Below are 14,672 nucleotides of genomic sequence, written 5' to 3' on the forward strand. Positions count from 1 at the left end.
TGGAACAACCCGATAGCTCGCTGATTATGAGAATCCGTTGATGTATCCAATGACACCCATCGCGGGTGCGCTCGCGCTGTTGCTGTGCGCGAATGCATTGGCCGCGCCGACTGCCCCCGGTACGACGCCCACCAGTCTGTTGTCACTGGCCAAGGGTTTGCCGGCAGAGTTTGAAGCGCACTTCTTCGACGTACCACTGGCGGTTCGTGTTGAACTCAATCAACAGTATCTCGGTGAAGCCATGGTGGTCTTGACGCGGGATGATCGTATTACCCTGCTCGAATTTACCGACACTCAGGAAAGTACCCTGAAGGCGGTCGAGCGCGATCAATGGGAACACCTTCTCAAACAAGGCGTAGCACTGGGTGCCTGCGAAGCCAATTGTTCGTCAGGCCTGCTCGCTGTGCATTACAGTCTTGAAAATTCGTTGGTGTCGATCCTCACCCGCGATGTGGAGCGCGGCACCGAAACCAAGCGTTATTACGATCAACCGGAAGGCGGCAGCTTCGGCCTGATCCTCAATAACCAACTCAACATCAATGGCGGCCAGGAGCAGGATACGGGCGGTCGCTATGGTCTCAATGCCGGTTCCAGCCTCGGCAACTGGAGCCAGTCGCTCGATCTCCAGCTCTCACGCCTGGGTGGGCCGGACGACAAGGTCTATCACGCCGTCCATGAGCTCTACACCCAACGAGAGATGGAAGGAAATTTTTTCCGCCTGGGTTATTTCACGCCCAGCTCCGATGGCTTGAACCGGCAGATCCGCGCGTTTGGCGCTAACCCGGACACCGCGCTGGGGGTGATGTACGGCAGTTCCGACAGCCTGGTCATCGACAATCCCAAGCCCAGCGTCTACCCCATTTATGTCACCGCCAGTCGCCAGGCTGCGGTGGAAATCTATCGCAATGGCCTGTTGATCAATACCCAGGCGGTCAGCGCCGGCTTGCAAAGCCTGGACACCCGGCCCTTGCCCGGCGGCATTTATGAAGTAGAAGTACGGTTGGTCGAGGACGGGCAAACCACCGCCACCAGCCAAGAGCTGGTCTATAAGCCCAACAATTGGAACAGCACCGAAGACCGCTGGCGCTACAACCTGTTCGCCGGACGGGAAACCCGGCTCTGGAGCAATTGGGAAGACCAACCCTCGGGTTTCAACACCGCGGGGATCGGCCTCAACTACCTGTTGCATCCTCGGGTGATCCTGGGGGCTTCCACGCGCCAAGTGCAGGACAAACTGCAAGTCGGCACCTCGGTGGACTGGACGCTTGCCAGCAACACCAGCCTGTATGCCAACGTCTACCAGACCGAGCGGTACGGCAACGGCATGGACCTGCAAGGCCTGTACAGCTACGGCCAGGGCAGCATCGTGGCCAGCCACAATCGCAGCTGGCTGGACACCCGCAACACCTATGAAACCCTGCCGGACGGCACCCGTATCCGCCAGCGCAATGTGTTCGTCGGCCATACCAGCAACTCATCGCTGTCGGTCAACCATCGCCTGAGCAACAAGACCTCCCTCAACGGCCGGCTCGCCTACAGCGAAGGCAATGTCCAGGGCACCGGCCTGGACCTGGGCTGGACCCAGCGCGCCAAGCTGCGCGGCAGCGATGCCAACTGGCGGCTGTCGGTGTTTGACCGCCCGGGCACTTCCAGCACCGCCGACAAGCGCAACCGTGGCCTGGACCTGAGTCTCAGCGTGGCCTTGGGTGGGCCGGGTGAGTACTGGTCGGGCAGCGTCGGTACCCGCACCTCGCGCGATGGCGAGCGGGACAACAACGCGTCGCTGTCGTATCGCCGCAATCTGGAAGATCACGTCCTGCAAAGCGTCTCCGGCACGGTGCTGGCCGACACCTATGGCGTGGGCCTGTCCGGCCTCGCCAGTTTCCAGACCGATTCGCTTTACGGCGACGGTTTCCTCCAGCGTTCGTCCTATAACGACAACCTCACCGGCGGCTTGAACCTGAGCAGCACGGTGGCCGTGGGCGGCACGAAAGCCGCGTTCACCGGCGTGCCCCAAGGGCGCGGCGCGGGAATGATCGTCGATGTGGAAACCGACCTGGACGAAATCGCCTTGCGCGCCGACGACTTGACCGGCGGCAGCACTGTGCTGCGTCCGGGCCGTAACTTCGTGCCGATCACCGCTTACAAAAACAGCATGGTGACCTTCGATTTCGAGGGTCTGCATCCGCCGGCGGCGAACATCGAGCCTTCCCGCACCCGTTATCACTTGAACAAGGGCGGCGTGGACTACCGCAGGATCGCTGTGATGCGCACCGTGACTGTATTGGGTCGCCTGCTCGACGAACAGGGGCAGCCGCTCAAGGGCCATCACGTGATCAACCACGCCAGTCGCGGGATCAGCGAAGTGGACGGGTTCTTCTCGATGGAAATGAATGCCGGCAACCCGACCCTGGAAGTGCGCTACGGCAATGAATTGTTCTGCCGTTTCCGTCTCGATCCCGACAGCGCGAGCCGCGAAGGGGACGTGTTGATGATCGGCGATCTGCGCTGCACCCCGGATACCCTGGCCGACACGACGGTGGCCGAGGCTGGCAGTGCGAAACAACGCTCGTGAGGCCGTGGGAGCAAAGCTTGCTCGCGATTTAACGATAACGCAGGTTCACCTGAAGAGAGGGGGCGCCTGCATCGCGGGCAAGTCTTGCTCCCACAAGTGAATGGCCCACCTACTTATTTTGCGGCGATTTGTCTTGATTGTATGAGGTTGTATAAATGAAACCCTTATCGGTTGCAGTACGCAGCGTCGTCTCGGTGTTGTTGTTTGCGTGCGTGCCTGCGGCCAATGCCGTGAGCCGGGATATCACCGCCATATTCAGGCCCGATGCTTCGAAGCCAAACCTGAATCAATTTACCAATACCACGCCTATTTCTGGTTACTGCACCGACTTCCCGGCGGATTGCGCAGCGACGAAGATCTTCAGCATTCAGTTGCCTATCACCTTCAATTCGAGCCGCCCTATCCAGGCGAATCATACCGACTATCGGCAAGGCGCAACGTTCAAGGTGCCCGCCAATTGGCGTACCGCACACGTGACTCATGCGGTGACGGGTGAAACCGAAACCGTTGAAGTGCGTTTTTCAGGAATCGGCTCGAGGTATCAACTACCAACGAGCGTGCTGAACCTCATTGGTAATCCGGACATTAGCCTTTCGCTGGCACATAACCGGTTATGGGGTGGGTATGGTAATAGCTGGGTGAATCCCGGCTCACCTTGCGGATATACCGGTCGTGGGGGCTTTAACGCGACTTCATACCGTTTTTTCTGGAAAACCCGGGTCGAAGCAGCGTGCTCCAAAAAGGCGAGCTTTTTGATCCCGAGCTTTACCTACCAATATCTGGAATTTGCCTACGAGTTGCGCACCCCAAACCCCCTGAAAATGTCGAGCGGTCTCTACACGGGATCGCTGACCTATAGCGTTGGACCGGGCCAGGATCTCGACATGGGCGATGTCATGATTCCTTCCGATGCGATACTCACCCTTGATTTCAAGTTGACTGTCGAACACACCCTCAAAGTCGAAGTCCCCCCCGGCGGCAACCGGGTCGAGCTGGTTCCCCAGGAGGGTTGGCAATCCTGGCTGAACAGCGGCCGGAAACCATCACGGTTATTCCGTGACCAGCGCTTCCATATCTCAGCCTCGTCGCGTTTCAAGATGGCACTCGAATGCCAACAAATCAGTGGCAATACCTGCGCGGTTTCTGAAACCGGTTCTGGCCATACCGTGCCGGTCGACATCAGCGTGAGCCTGCCCAACGGCTTGACCGACGGTTCCGGCCAGCCGGTCAACCGCCGTCGGCTGCTGCGCGATGGCAGCGGCACCGAACTGTTCCAACCGGGCCAGTATATCGATCGCGGGCCGGGAACCCTGCACTTCGAAATCGGCCGCAACAGTGTCGAGCAGATGCTGGACAGCGGCGCCAAGGCCTATAGCGGGAGTGTCACGGTGATATGGGATTCGGAAGTCTAAGAAAAAGCTTGGTCTATTCAACGGATTTGAATGAGGTCGTACCCATGAAAGGATCACCAGTACTAGCAGGCTGTGTGGTTTCAACGTTTCTGGCTGCCGGCGCCCCCATGGCCAGTGCGCTAACCCGGGACATCAGCGCAGTGTTCAGGCCCGACCCGTCGAAGCCTCAGCAAAGCACATTCGTCAACACCACCCCGGTCAGCGGCTACTGCCAGCGTTATCCGGAGCAATGCAGGGCTTCGGGCATGTTCAGTATCTCGTTGCCTATCACGGTCAACTTGAGCCGGCCTATCCAGGCCAATCATGCAGATGCTCGGCAGGGTGCGATGTTCAAGGTGCCCGCCAGCTGGCGCCCGGTGCTGGTGACTCATTCGGGCACGGGGGAGACGGAAACCGTCGAGGTGCGCTGGTCGGGTATTGGCGCGCAACAGCGCCTTCCCGACGGCGTCGACACCTTGGTCGGTGGCGAGCCGAACCTCGCTCTCGCACACCGGATGTTGTGGGGCGGTGCGGCCTGGGACGAGGCCCCATCACCCTGCCAATACAGCGGCCTGGGGTTTTATTCCAGAGTGACTTACGACTTTTTCTGGAAGACCCCGACAGAAGGCGTGTGTGCCAAGACGGCTCATTACCCGATTCCCCAGATGAGTTATTACTCAATGGATTTTGCCTACGAACTGCGCACGCCCAACCCGCTGAAAATGTCGGCCGGGCATTACACCGGGTCGCTGACCTACACCATCGGGCCAGGGCTGGACCTGGACATGGGCGATGTCATGGTCGCGGATGACTCGGTGCTCACGCTCAATTTCGATCTTCAGGTCGATCACGCCCTCAAGATCGACGTGCCCCCCGGTGGCAACCAGGTAGAGCTGGTGCCCCAGGAGGGCTGGCAAGGGTGGTTGAACAGCGGGCGCAAGCCGACGCGGTTGTTTCGGGATCAGCGGTTCCATATTTCCACGTCCTCGCGCTTCAAGATGTCGCTGGAGTGCCAGTACCCCAACGGTAATACCTGCGCTGTCGCGGAGGTCGGCTCCGTTCATGCCGTTCCGGTGGATGTCAGCGTGACGCTGCCCGCCGGCCTGACCGACGCCAACGGGCAGCCGGTCAACCGTCGCCGGGTGCTGCGTGACGGCAGCGGCACCGAGCTGTTCCAGCCGAGCGTTTATATCGATCGTCGAGCGGCCAGCCTGTCATTCGAAATCGCCCAGGGTGACGTCGACGACATGCTGGTCGGTGGCGCCAGGACCTACACCGGCAACGTCACGGTGATCTGGGATTCGGAAGTTTGAATGGGCCTGCGACCAGCAGTGTCCAGTGAGTTGCTTTAGTGCATGAGGTTGAAGAAACGATGAAACGGTTAGTGGCATGGATTGGTTTTTTTCTGTTCAGCAGTGTGGCCCAGGCCGGGCCGCAGATTGGGGTCGGGGTGGTCTACGACTACCTGGACGGTGACAAGAGCACCTACATGAAGCGGGTGTTCAATGGCGGAACGTCGACGGCGTTCGTCAAGGTCAACATCCTGGAAATCATCTACAACGAGGACGGCACTTACCAGGAGGTGCCGCTGCAGAACCAGGTCAGCGCCCAGGCCAAGGACGGCCTGATGGCCAGTCCGGCGCGCCTGATCGTACCGGCCAACGGCATGCAGGGCACGCGGCTGGTGTTCATGGGCAACCGCGACAAGGAGCGTTACTTCCGGGTCCGTTTCGTGCCCGTGGTGCCCGAGGCGGAGGACGAATTTGCCATCAGCCAGGAAGAACGCGAGCAATACAAGAAGGACCGGGTCGCGGCGGGGGTCAAGGTCCTGGCGGGCTACGGCACGGTGTTTTTCGTGCGACCCAAGAACACCCGTTTCGAGACGGTGATCGATGACAACGCCAGCCGATACCTGATGCGCAACAACGGCAACAGCGTCGTGGTCATCGACGAATTCAAGGACTGTGACGCGCAGAAGGAAAACGACTGCCGACCCACCACCAAGCACCACGTCATGGCAGGTCGCACGTTTTTCTTTGAAAAGGAGTCGGGGCGTGAGTACCGCTTCACGCTGATCGAAGGCGGCGAGACGAAGTCCGTCGAAATCAAGGGTTGACGATTGCTGTCGCCGAACCGTCGCTGACGCCACAGGTAATGACCATGCTCAAGACACTTGCAAGCCCCCTCGCACTGACCACGCTGATGTTGCCCTGGCCTGCGGCCTGGGCGGCCGTGGAGCGGGAAACGTTCGAGCTCTATGTGACCATCCCGACGGTTGATTTCTATGTGCTGCCGCTCGATCCGCAGTTGGTCCAGCGCGAGCAACGCTTGCCGTTCAGCTCCATCACGAACGACCTCAGCCCGTTGCGGGCGACCTACGAGGTGAAGAACACCACCGGCGCCATCGGCGCGCGCCTGGGCGAAGAGGCCTACTTGTCCAACGGCCGTGATCGCATTGATTTGCGGGTGAGCTTCAACAACGTTGAATTGAGCCTCGATTCGACCCTGGTCGTGTCGGCCACCGAGGCCCGGCCGGGGCGGCAAGTGCCCTTGGAAATCGCCGCCATCAAGCCCGGCGATAACTACAGGCCCGGTGATTACTACGGCACCGTTCACATGGTGTTCGATGCCGTTGCGCCATAAGAGGCTGGATGTTTTGTCGGAGCAATCCGGCTTGCTCGTCCAAGGAGGGGCTATTGATGAACCACAATGAAAAAGGAGCTACACCCATGTTTAAAAAAATCATATCCAGTACGGTGCTGGGCGCTGTCGCCCTGGCTTGCCCGGCGGCCTTCGCTGCCGATGATGCACGCTCGTCCATCCACATCACCGCGAATATTCCCAACAAGCAGTTCCATGTGCAGCCGCGTAATCCGGATTTCGGAAAAGATGAGTACATGCATTACAACCCTGTGAGCTACGAGTTGAGCTCCATACGCCATACCTTTGATGTGAAGAATACCGACGGCTCGGTTCATGCCTACCTTGAGGGGCGCCCTGACCTGTCTAATGGCAGCGTGATCATTCCTGTGCGTGTTTGGTTCAACGACGTACAGTTGTCCTATGAGCCTCAAGAAGTCGTAGATGACGCCACATCCACGCCAGGTACCCAGGCGGAGATGGTCATCAACCCGGTTAATTGGGGCATCCATCGCCTGCCTGGACTGTATACCGGGAACTTCACTGTCATCTTCGATGCGGTGCCTCGTGTAACTCTCTAACGACAGCCTGATCCGGCGGCGGCTAGTGCCCTTGTCGCGGGACGGTCTGCATTTGGTTCTGTAAAAAGGTATCAACCATGTTCAAGCAAATGGTCTCCCTGGTCGTACTGGCGGCCGCCGTCCTGGGCTCTTCGCCGGTATTGGCAGCTGATGATGCACGCACCTCGATTCACATCACCGCGAATATTCCCAACAAGCAATTCCACGTGCAGCCTCGTGACCCCGAGTTCGGTAAGAACGAGGTCATGCTCTACAACGAAGTGACCCAGTGGATGAGCCGCATACGTCATACGTATGATGTGAAAAACACCGACGGCTCGGTCCATGCCTACATTCTGGAAGGCCACCGGCCTTGGTTGAGCAACGGGAGGACTGCGATTGAGCTGGGTGTCACGTTCAATGATGTACGTCTGCGAGGTACGCCCCTGGAAGTGGTGGATGATGCCTCGTCCACACCAGGCACCCAGGCTGAAATGGTCATCTTTGCCGATGGCATGCCTGCCGATCGCGATCCAGGGGTGTATATCGGCAGCTTTACCGTGATCTTCGACGCGGTGCCTCGGGTAGCGATTTAGCTCACCGCACGGCGGTGCGGTCGCTCATGGGCCGGCCACCAACGGCTTGCACTGGGTTTGACTGCCCGGCTGCAAATAGGCCGACAGAAACGGCGCCATGCCCTTGAGCACTTGCACCGGCAAGGCCGAGGTGAACTTGAAGTTCTGGGCCGACGCGCCGGGGACGAATGCCGTCAGCGTGCCGAAATGGCTGTCGCCGATGTAGAACACGAACGTGGCGGTGCGGTTGATCGATTTGGAACTGATCACCCGCCCACCGGAACCGACCGCTTCGATACGGTTGTCACCGGTGCCGGTCTTGCCACCCATGGCCAGTGGCGTATCGTCGGCCAACTTGAAACTGCCTGCCACCCGTTTCGCGGTGCCGGCATCCACCACCTGGGACAGCGCACCGCGCAAGGCCCGGGCCACTTCCACTGGCATCACGCGCTTGCCGTTGTCCGGGTTACTGACCAATCGCGTTTCATAAGGCGTACCGACGGCGAACTGCAAGCTGTCGACGCGCAGCGCCGGCCGGCGGACGCCGTCGTTGAGGATCGTACCCACCAGCTCCGCGAGCGCGGCGGGGCGATCACCGGAGCTGCCGATGGCGGTGGCCAGCGATGGCACCAGGTGGTCGAACGGATAGCCGACTTGCTGCCAGCGCTGGTGGATATCCAGGAAAGCTTCGATCTCTAGCATGGTGCGGATACGGCTGTCGCGGGCGCTCTTGTGCCGGCTCTTGAACAGCCAACTGTAGACTTCCTGACGCTCGAACTGGCTGGCCTTGACGATCTGGCTGAACTTGGCGTCGGGGTTGTTCAGCAGGTAACCCATCAACCACAAGTCCAACGGGTGGACCTTGGCGATGAAGCCTTGGTCAGGCAGGTCATAGGCGCCGGGGCCGTAACTTTGATAAAGCCGTTCCAGGCGTTCGTCGGTGAGTTTTTCGGCGCTCTTGGCCGACTTCAGATGCGCGCGCACGAAGCGGTTGAAGCTTTCCTGGCTGTCGTTGGGAAAGAAATAACGGTGCACGGCGGCGAGGCGGATTGCGGTAGGGCGCATGCCGTCGAGGAAGGTTTCCAGGCGCTGTGCGGTGTCCTTTTTCTGGTATTTCTTCCAGAACCTGAGCAGGAACGACGTGCCTTCGCGGTCGGCGAACTGGGCCAGGTATTCCTGGCGGCGCGGGTCCTTGTCGTCCTTGAGCAATTCGGAACTGTTGTTGGGGCCGGCGTAGGTGGCGTAGCGCACCAGGTCGCGCATTAGGCGGATGAAGGGCAGGTTGATGGATTCTCGCAAAGAGTCACGCAGCGTGGGTATGCGGCCGTCGTCTTCCTTGCGAAAGTTGTGGAAGGTGTGCAGCCCGCCACCGGTAAAGAACGACTCGCCGGGGCTGGCTGAATAAGTGCGGTCCAGTGCCGCTTCGAGCATCTTGGGCAGGCTGCGGTCGGTGTTCTGGATCAGATAGTCAACGGCCCAGCGGGACAGGCGGTCCTGCTCGGCGATCTCGGTTTTCTTCAGCGCCGCCGGGGTTTGCTGGGCATAACGCTCATGCAGTTCGGCGATGATCTGCAAGTAAGTGGTGAGCACGCGCAACTTGGCGGTGGAGCCCAGCTCCAGTTTGCTGCCTTCGTTGATGTCGAAAGGCTGGTCGGTGCTGTCGGTCTGCACCCGCACGCGCGAGCCATCGGGGGTCAGTTCCAGCAGGGTGAAGCTGTAGCGCACCTGGGTGGTGCTGGTGGGGGTCAGCAGGCGTTCTCCCATCAGGCCGATCTCGGCGGCGAAGGCCGGGTCGGCCAAGCGCTTGAGGTAGTCGGTGGCCTGGGCCTGCAAGTCGCTTTGCAGGGTGCTGGTGGCGGAGAGGTCGAGGCGATCGAGGTCATACAGCGGTCGGTTGAGCAGCGCGGCGAGGCGACTGCGGGCGGCGCTGATGCCTTTGTTGGTTTCGTTGGGCTGGACGGTCGGGTCTTGGACCCAGTCGCGGTAGCTGACCCTGCTCGCCAGGGCCGCTTCGGACAGCGCGGCGTCGATCACGCCGTTCTGTGCCAGTAGGCGGATATGGCTGTCGGTCAGGCGCGCCAGTTCATCGTGGCCCTTGGACAGGTAATGGGACGGGCGCCGCTGGGCGATCATCAATGACAGCATTTCCCGCAGGGCCAGGCCTTTTTCCGCCAGGCTCTTGGGGTCGGTGGCGGTGCTGAACAGCCGCTCGTTGGCCCGCTTGAAGTCCGCGCCATACCAGACCCGCAAACCTTCCGCCATACCGTGGACTTCACCGTGCCCCGGCACGGCGGAGAGCGGTACGCTGTTGAGGTAGTCGCGGATGACCCGCTGCCGTGCCTCGAGGGTTTGCGGACCGGCCTGGTAAGCGCGGACGCTGGCGGAAATCATCTGGCGGATTTTTTCCGCTCCCGACACGGTCAGGCCTTCGGGCGAGTGCCGGTACTTTTCCAACTGCGTCGCCAACGTACTGCCGCCGGCCGATTGCCCCGGCAGGCTCAGCAGCTTGGCCACCTGCGACCACGCCGCCATGCCGAAGCGCGGCCAGTCCACCGCCGGGTTGGCGAGTGGCTGCTTGGGGTCGAGCAGGAAGCGGTTTTCGATGAACAACAGGCTTTGCACCACCACTGGCGGAATCGCGTCAAAGCTTGCATACAACTGCTGTGGATACTTGAACTGATACACCGGCGCGGCGCGGCAGTCGGTGATGGTCAGCCCCGCCTGGATCTTTTCCGCGTAGGGCACGAACAGGCCTTTGTCGACGTAGTCCATCAAGGCCGGTGAAAAACGCGCCTGGGCCTCGATCACATAATCGCGCTTGAGCAGGCGCGGCAGGAATTCCCCCAGGGCGCTGTAGCCCAACCGCTGGTCGAACGGACCGGCGCCCGGGTAGACGATGGCATCGCTGGGGCCCGGTTGTACCGAATAGGTCAGCGACGCGGCATATTGGCTGAGTTCCTGCGCCTGGAACCGGGACGTGCGCATCTCCTTGGCCGCAGCGATGCCGACCACCACCACGATAATCAGCAACAACAACCAGAACGCCCGCCAGCCATGCCGTGCGCGGCGATTTTTTTGAGGTAAAGGCGCTTCTTCCATACGTTCAGTCGGGACCACAGGTTTGTTCGAATCGGTTTGCCACAAAGCGCCCATAGTCGACTGATCCATTCACGCAGATTGATCGGACTTGCTTGAAGCTTAGACGGTGGTTGGCGTGGGGGAGGGGAAATTGTGGTTGGCACGTAAGTCGTTGAGTGACGAGGCCGTTGTGGCGAGGGAGCTTGCTCCCGCTCGGCTGCGCAGCAGTCGTCAGCTTTTGAAAGGTGAAAAGCGAGGGCGGCTTCGCCCCCCAGCGGGAGCAAGCTCCCTCGCCACAAGAGCGGTCAGAGCCAAATGGCGTCCCAGAGCGGATAGTCGCCAATGCGCTCCACCAGGCCCGCGCGAAGAGGGTTGGCGATAATGTAGCGGGCGCAAGGCAACAGATCCTGATTGTCGCGGATGGCCCTATCATGGAATCCGTTTTGCCAGAAGGCGCCCTTCTTGCCCATGGCTCGATTGATTGCAAGGGTGCTTCGGGACTTGACCGTCTGCATCACGTTGGGCAGTTGAGCTTGTTCCAATTGCAGCAACCAGTGCAGATGATCTGGCATCACAACCCAGGCGAGCGAATTGACCTGACTTCGCTCATGGACCAGACGCATTTCTGCAACCAGCAAACGGCCCAGCTGCCAGTCCTTGAAGATCGGTGTGCGTTGGTGAACGACTGTGGTGACGAGGTAACCTCGCCCCGCTTCTGATGAGCGTCCATGACGCAGCCTATGAGAGTTTGGACGTAGGGGATGCATTCCGTGGCTTCCTGTAGTTGGGGTACTCCTTGACGGTAGCTTCGCCCACGACGACCTGACGCCCTGATACATGAACGACTTTTCTGAAATCGCCGTAGTCCCCGTGGCGAGGGAGCTTGCTCCCGCTCGGCTGCGCAGCAGTCGTCAGCTTTTGAAAGCTGAAAAGCGAGGGCGGCTTCGCCCCCCAGCGGGAGCAAGCTCCCTCGCCACGGGGGCGGTGGCATCCTGAAATCCTTGTGCTAGAGCCGTCGCCGTCTGCCAAGACATGACGCTGCACCATCGCTGTGCAATACTCTGCGCCGTTTTCTGAATGGCCGGTAATTCAGTCAATCCCTCTTGAAAATGCCGTTCCGGCTGAGGCTTATCCCTGAACTTCTCTGGTTTTACAGTGAAACTCTCTATCCCTGGCTTTTTATACTGCACGGCCCGCTGATCTTGAGGATTTTTCCTACAGGACGGTCTGCCCACAAGGCAGGCCCGGTTTCGGCAAAGGCTGCAAGCTCACCCGTTTGCGGCTTTTGGAGACTCGGTGGCTCATCCAATAACAAGACGAGGTTGTACTCCTATGCCTGTCGGCAATCATCTGCCCCATGGCGAGACCGCTCAGGGTGGTCCGCTCAAACGTGAACTCGGCGAGCGACATATCCGCTTGATGGCGCTTGGCGCTTGCATCGGTGTCGGGTTGTTCCTCGGTTCGGCCAAGGCCATCGAGATGGCGGGTCCGGCGATCATGCTGTCTTACATCATTGGCGGCCTGGCGATCCTGGTGATCATGCGCGCCCTTGGCGAGATGGCCGTGCATAACCCGGTGGCCGGTTCGTTCAGTCGTTATGCCCAGGATTACCTCGGCCCGCTGGCAGGCTTCCTCACGGGCTGGAACTACTGGTTCCTGTGGCTGGTGACCTGTGTGGCGGAGATCACCGCGGTAGCGGTGTACATGGGCGTCTGGTTCCCCGACGTTCCGCGCTGGATCTGGGCGTTGGCGGCACTGGTCAGCATGGGCTCGATCAACCTGATCGCGGTCAAGGCCTTCGGTGAATTCGAGTTCTGGTTTGCCCTGATCAAGATCGTCACGATCATCGCCATGGTCATCGGCGGCGTCGGCATCATCGCCTTCGGGTTCGGCAACGATGGCGTGGCCCTGGGCGTTTCCAACCTGTGGACCCACGGCGGCTTCATGCCCAACGGCGTTTCCGGCGTGTTGATGTCCCTGCAAATGGTGATGTTCGCCTACCTGGGCGTGGAGATGATCGGCCTGACCGCCGGGGAAGCGCGCAACCCGCAGAAAACCATCCCCAACGCCATCGGCTCGGTGTTCTGGCGGATCCTGCTGTTCTACGTCGGCGCGTTGTTCGTGATCCTGTCGATCTATCCGTGGAACGAAATCGGCACCCAAGGCAGCCCCTTCGTGATGACCTTCGAGCGCCTTGGTATCAAGACCGCCGCCGGCATCATCAACTTCGTGGTGATCACCGCCGCGCTGTCGTCCTGCAACGGCGGGATCTTCAGCACCGGCCGCATGCTCTACAGCCTGGCGCAGAACGGCCAGGCTCCGGCCGGTTTCGCCAAGACCTCGAGCAACGGCGTGCCGCGCCGTGCGTTGCTGTTATCGATCGCCGCGCTGCTGCTGGGCGTGCTGCTCAATTACCTGGTACCGGAGAAAGTCTTCGTCTGGGTCACTTCCATTGCCACCTTCGGCGCGATCTGGACTTGGGTGATGATCCTGCTGGCCCAGCTGAAATTCCGCAGAGGCCTGAGCGCGTCCGAGCGTGCGGCGTTGAAGTACCGGATGTGGCTTTACCCGGTCAGCTCTTATCTGGCACTGGCGTTCCTGCTATTGGTGGTGGGGCTGATGGCGTACTTCCCGGATACGCGCGTGGCGTTGTATGTGGGCCCGGCGTTCCTGGTGTTGCTGACGGTGTTGTTTTATACCTTCAAGTTGCAACCGACCGGTGATCTAGCCGGTTCGGTGCGTTCGGCTTCGTAACGTGAGAGTGCTGTAGAACAAGAGCCCCGGTCGGAAATGACTGGGGCTTTTTGTTAAGTGAGGGTATCGAGCAATGTCGCTGAACGTCCGCGGCAGCTGCCATTGGGGCTGCTGCGCAGCCCAGCGGGAGCAAGCTCCCTTGCCACAAGAGCCGGTTCGTATTTATCCGGCCAATTTCATCTGCCGCACCGGCAGTTCCACCCGGAACGTCGTCCCCACGCCGACCTCGCTGCTCACGGTAATTTCGCCGTTGTGTTTCTTCACGATGCCGTAGGACAGCGATAACCCCAGCCCCGTGCCTTTACCGATGGGTTTGGTGGTGAAGAACGGGTCGAAGATTTTCTTCAGGGTTTCCGGTGGGATGCCCGAGCCGTTGTCGGCGATTTCGATCCAGACGGTGTCGCCTTCGACGCCGTTGCGCAGGGTGATGGTGCCGCGTTCCGGGCCGATGGCTTGGGCGGCGTTGACGATCAGGTTCATGATCACTTGGTTGATCTGAGACGGCAGGCATTCGACTTCCGGCAACGGGCTGTATTGCTTGACCACGTCGGCCTTGTACTTGATCTCGTTGGCGACGATGTTCAACGTCGAATCCATGCCCTGCTGCAAGTTCGCCATCTGCCATTCCTGGCTGGAGTCGACGCGGGAGAAGTCCTTGAGGTCCTTGACGATTTGCCCGACGCGGGCGATGCCGTCCTTGGACTCCTTGATCAGCACCGGAATGTCCTCCACCAGGAAGTCGAGTTCCACCTGTTCGCGCAGGCGCTTGAGTTCCGTCAGCAACTCCGGCGAGGTGATGGCTTGTTCGGCACTGCCGTAGGCCTGGAGCATTTCTTCGAGCTTGCTGAAGTACCCGCCGAGGGCGCCGAGATTGGAGGAAATGAAACCGATCGGGTTGTTGATTTCATGGGCGACACCAGCGGCCAGCTGGCCCAGCGAGGCCAGTTTCTCCGATTGCACCAATTGGCTTTCGAGCATCTTGCGTTCGTCGATTTCCATTTGCAGCAGCTCGCTGGCCTGCTTGAACGCCAGGGTGCGTTGCTCCACCAGGTCTTCGAGCTTGTTCATTTTCAACCGGGCGCGGGAGGTCATTTCCCAT

11 protein-coding genes and 1 pseudogene are annotated in these 14,672 nt (G+C 60.2%); 8 read left to right on the forward strand and 4 right to left on the reverse strand.

Translation table 11 applies throughout. From position 1 onward, the window contains the following. Nucleotides 1-40 precede the first annotated feature (40 nt). The 7 genes from J3P95_RS05990 to J3P95_RS06020 all read left to right on the forward strand — a co-directional run bounded on the left by J3P95_RS05990 (nucleotide 41) and on the right by J3P95_RS06020 (nucleotide 7,762). Nucleotides 41-2,575, forward strand: a complete 2,535-nt coding sequence (locus tag J3P95_RS05990; RefSeq protein WP_434578306.1) for a CS1-pili formation C-terminal domain-containing protein — start codon at nucleotides 41-43, stop codon at nucleotides 2,573-2,575. A gap of 155 nt (nucleotides 2,576-2,730) precedes the next feature. Continuing rightward, a complete protein-coding gene (locus J3P95_RS05995) occupies nucleotides 2,731-3,987 on the forward strand; it encodes a hypothetical protein (protein WP_434561471.1) in 1,257 nt (418 codons plus the stop codon). A gap of 44 nt (nucleotides 3,988-4,031) precedes the next feature. Continuing rightward, nucleotides 4,032-5,279: a hypothetical protein gene (locus tag J3P95_RS06000; protein WP_434578304.1), complete on the forward strand. Its 1,248-nt coding sequence runs from the start codon at nucleotides 4,032-4,034 to the stop codon at nucleotides 5,277-5,279. Between the two features lie 59 nt (nucleotides 5,280-5,338). Further along, nucleotides 5,339-6,082, forward strand: a complete 744-nt coding sequence (locus J3P95_RS06005) for a molecular chaperone (protein WP_434561475.1) — start codon at nucleotides 5,339-5,341, stop codon at nucleotides 6,080-6,082. 44 nt (nucleotides 6,083-6,126) lie between these two features. Beyond that, entirely contained in the window at nucleotides 6,127-6,609 is a 483-nt protein-coding gene (locus tag J3P95_RS06010; protein WP_434561477.1) for a CS1 type fimbrial major subunit, read from the forward strand. An 86-nt stretch (nucleotides 6,610-6,695) separates the two neighbouring features. Further along, a complete protein-coding gene (locus J3P95_RS06015) occupies nucleotides 6,696-7,187 on the forward strand; it encodes a CS1 type fimbrial major subunit (RefSeq protein ID WP_434563726.1) in 492 nt (163 codons plus the stop codon). A gap of 77 nt (nucleotides 7,188-7,264) precedes the next feature. Further along, entirely contained in the window at nucleotides 7,265-7,762 is a 498-nt protein-coding gene (locus J3P95_RS06020; protein WP_434561479.1) for a CS1 type fimbrial major subunit, read from the forward strand. A 24-nt stretch (nucleotides 7,763-7,786) separates the two neighbouring features. On the opposite strand, the gene J3P95_RS06025 is transcribed toward J3P95_RS06020, so the two are convergent. Both J3P95_RS06025 and J3P95_RS06030 read right to left on the reverse strand, forming a co-directional pair. After that, nucleotides 7,787-10,894 (reverse strand): transglycosylase domain-containing protein, encoded by a 3,108-nt coding sequence (locus J3P95_RS06025; RefSeq protein ID WP_434578301.1) that lies wholly within the window; start codon nucleotides 10,892-10,894, stop codon nucleotides 7,787-7,789. A gap of 230 nt (nucleotides 10,895-11,124) precedes the next feature. Next, a complete protein-coding gene (locus J3P95_RS06030; RefSeq protein WP_434578299.1) occupies nucleotides 11,125-11,586 on the reverse strand; it encodes an REP-associated tyrosine transposase in 462 nt (153 codons plus the stop codon). 565 nt (nucleotides 11,587-12,151) lie between these two features. Between J3P95_RS06030 and J3P95_RS06035 the strand changes: the two genes are divergently transcribed. Further along, nucleotides 12,152-13,573 carry an amino acid permease gene (locus J3P95_RS06035; RefSeq protein ID WP_434578297.1) on the forward strand — a complete coding sequence of 474 codons (1,422 nt, stop codon included), beginning with the start codon at nucleotides 12,152-12,154 and terminating at the stop codon, nucleotides 13,571-13,573. A 162-nt stretch (nucleotides 13,574-13,735) separates the two neighbouring features. Here the strand turns inward: J3P95_RS06035 and J3P95_RS06040 are convergent, their stop codons facing one another. Together J3P95_RS06040 and J3P95_RS06045 are read right to left on the reverse strand one after the other, a co-directional pair. Then, a complete protein-coding gene (locus tag J3P95_RS06040; protein ID WP_434626645.1) occupies nucleotides 13,736-14,404 on the reverse strand; it encodes an ATP-binding protein in 669 nt (222 codons plus the stop codon). Between the two features lie 57 nt (nucleotides 14,405-14,461). Then, nucleotides 14,462-14,548: pseudogene (locus J3P95_RS06045) on the reverse strand (hypothetical protein); the annotation flags it as partial. Between the last annotated feature and the right edge of the window lie 124 nt (nucleotides 14,549-14,672).

Source organism: Pseudomonas sp. Z5-35 (genome assembly GCF_051131945.1).
Lineage (GTDB): Bacteria > Pseudomonadota > Gammaproteobacteria > Pseudomonadales > Pseudomonadaceae > Aquipseudomonas > Aquipseudomonas marvdashtae.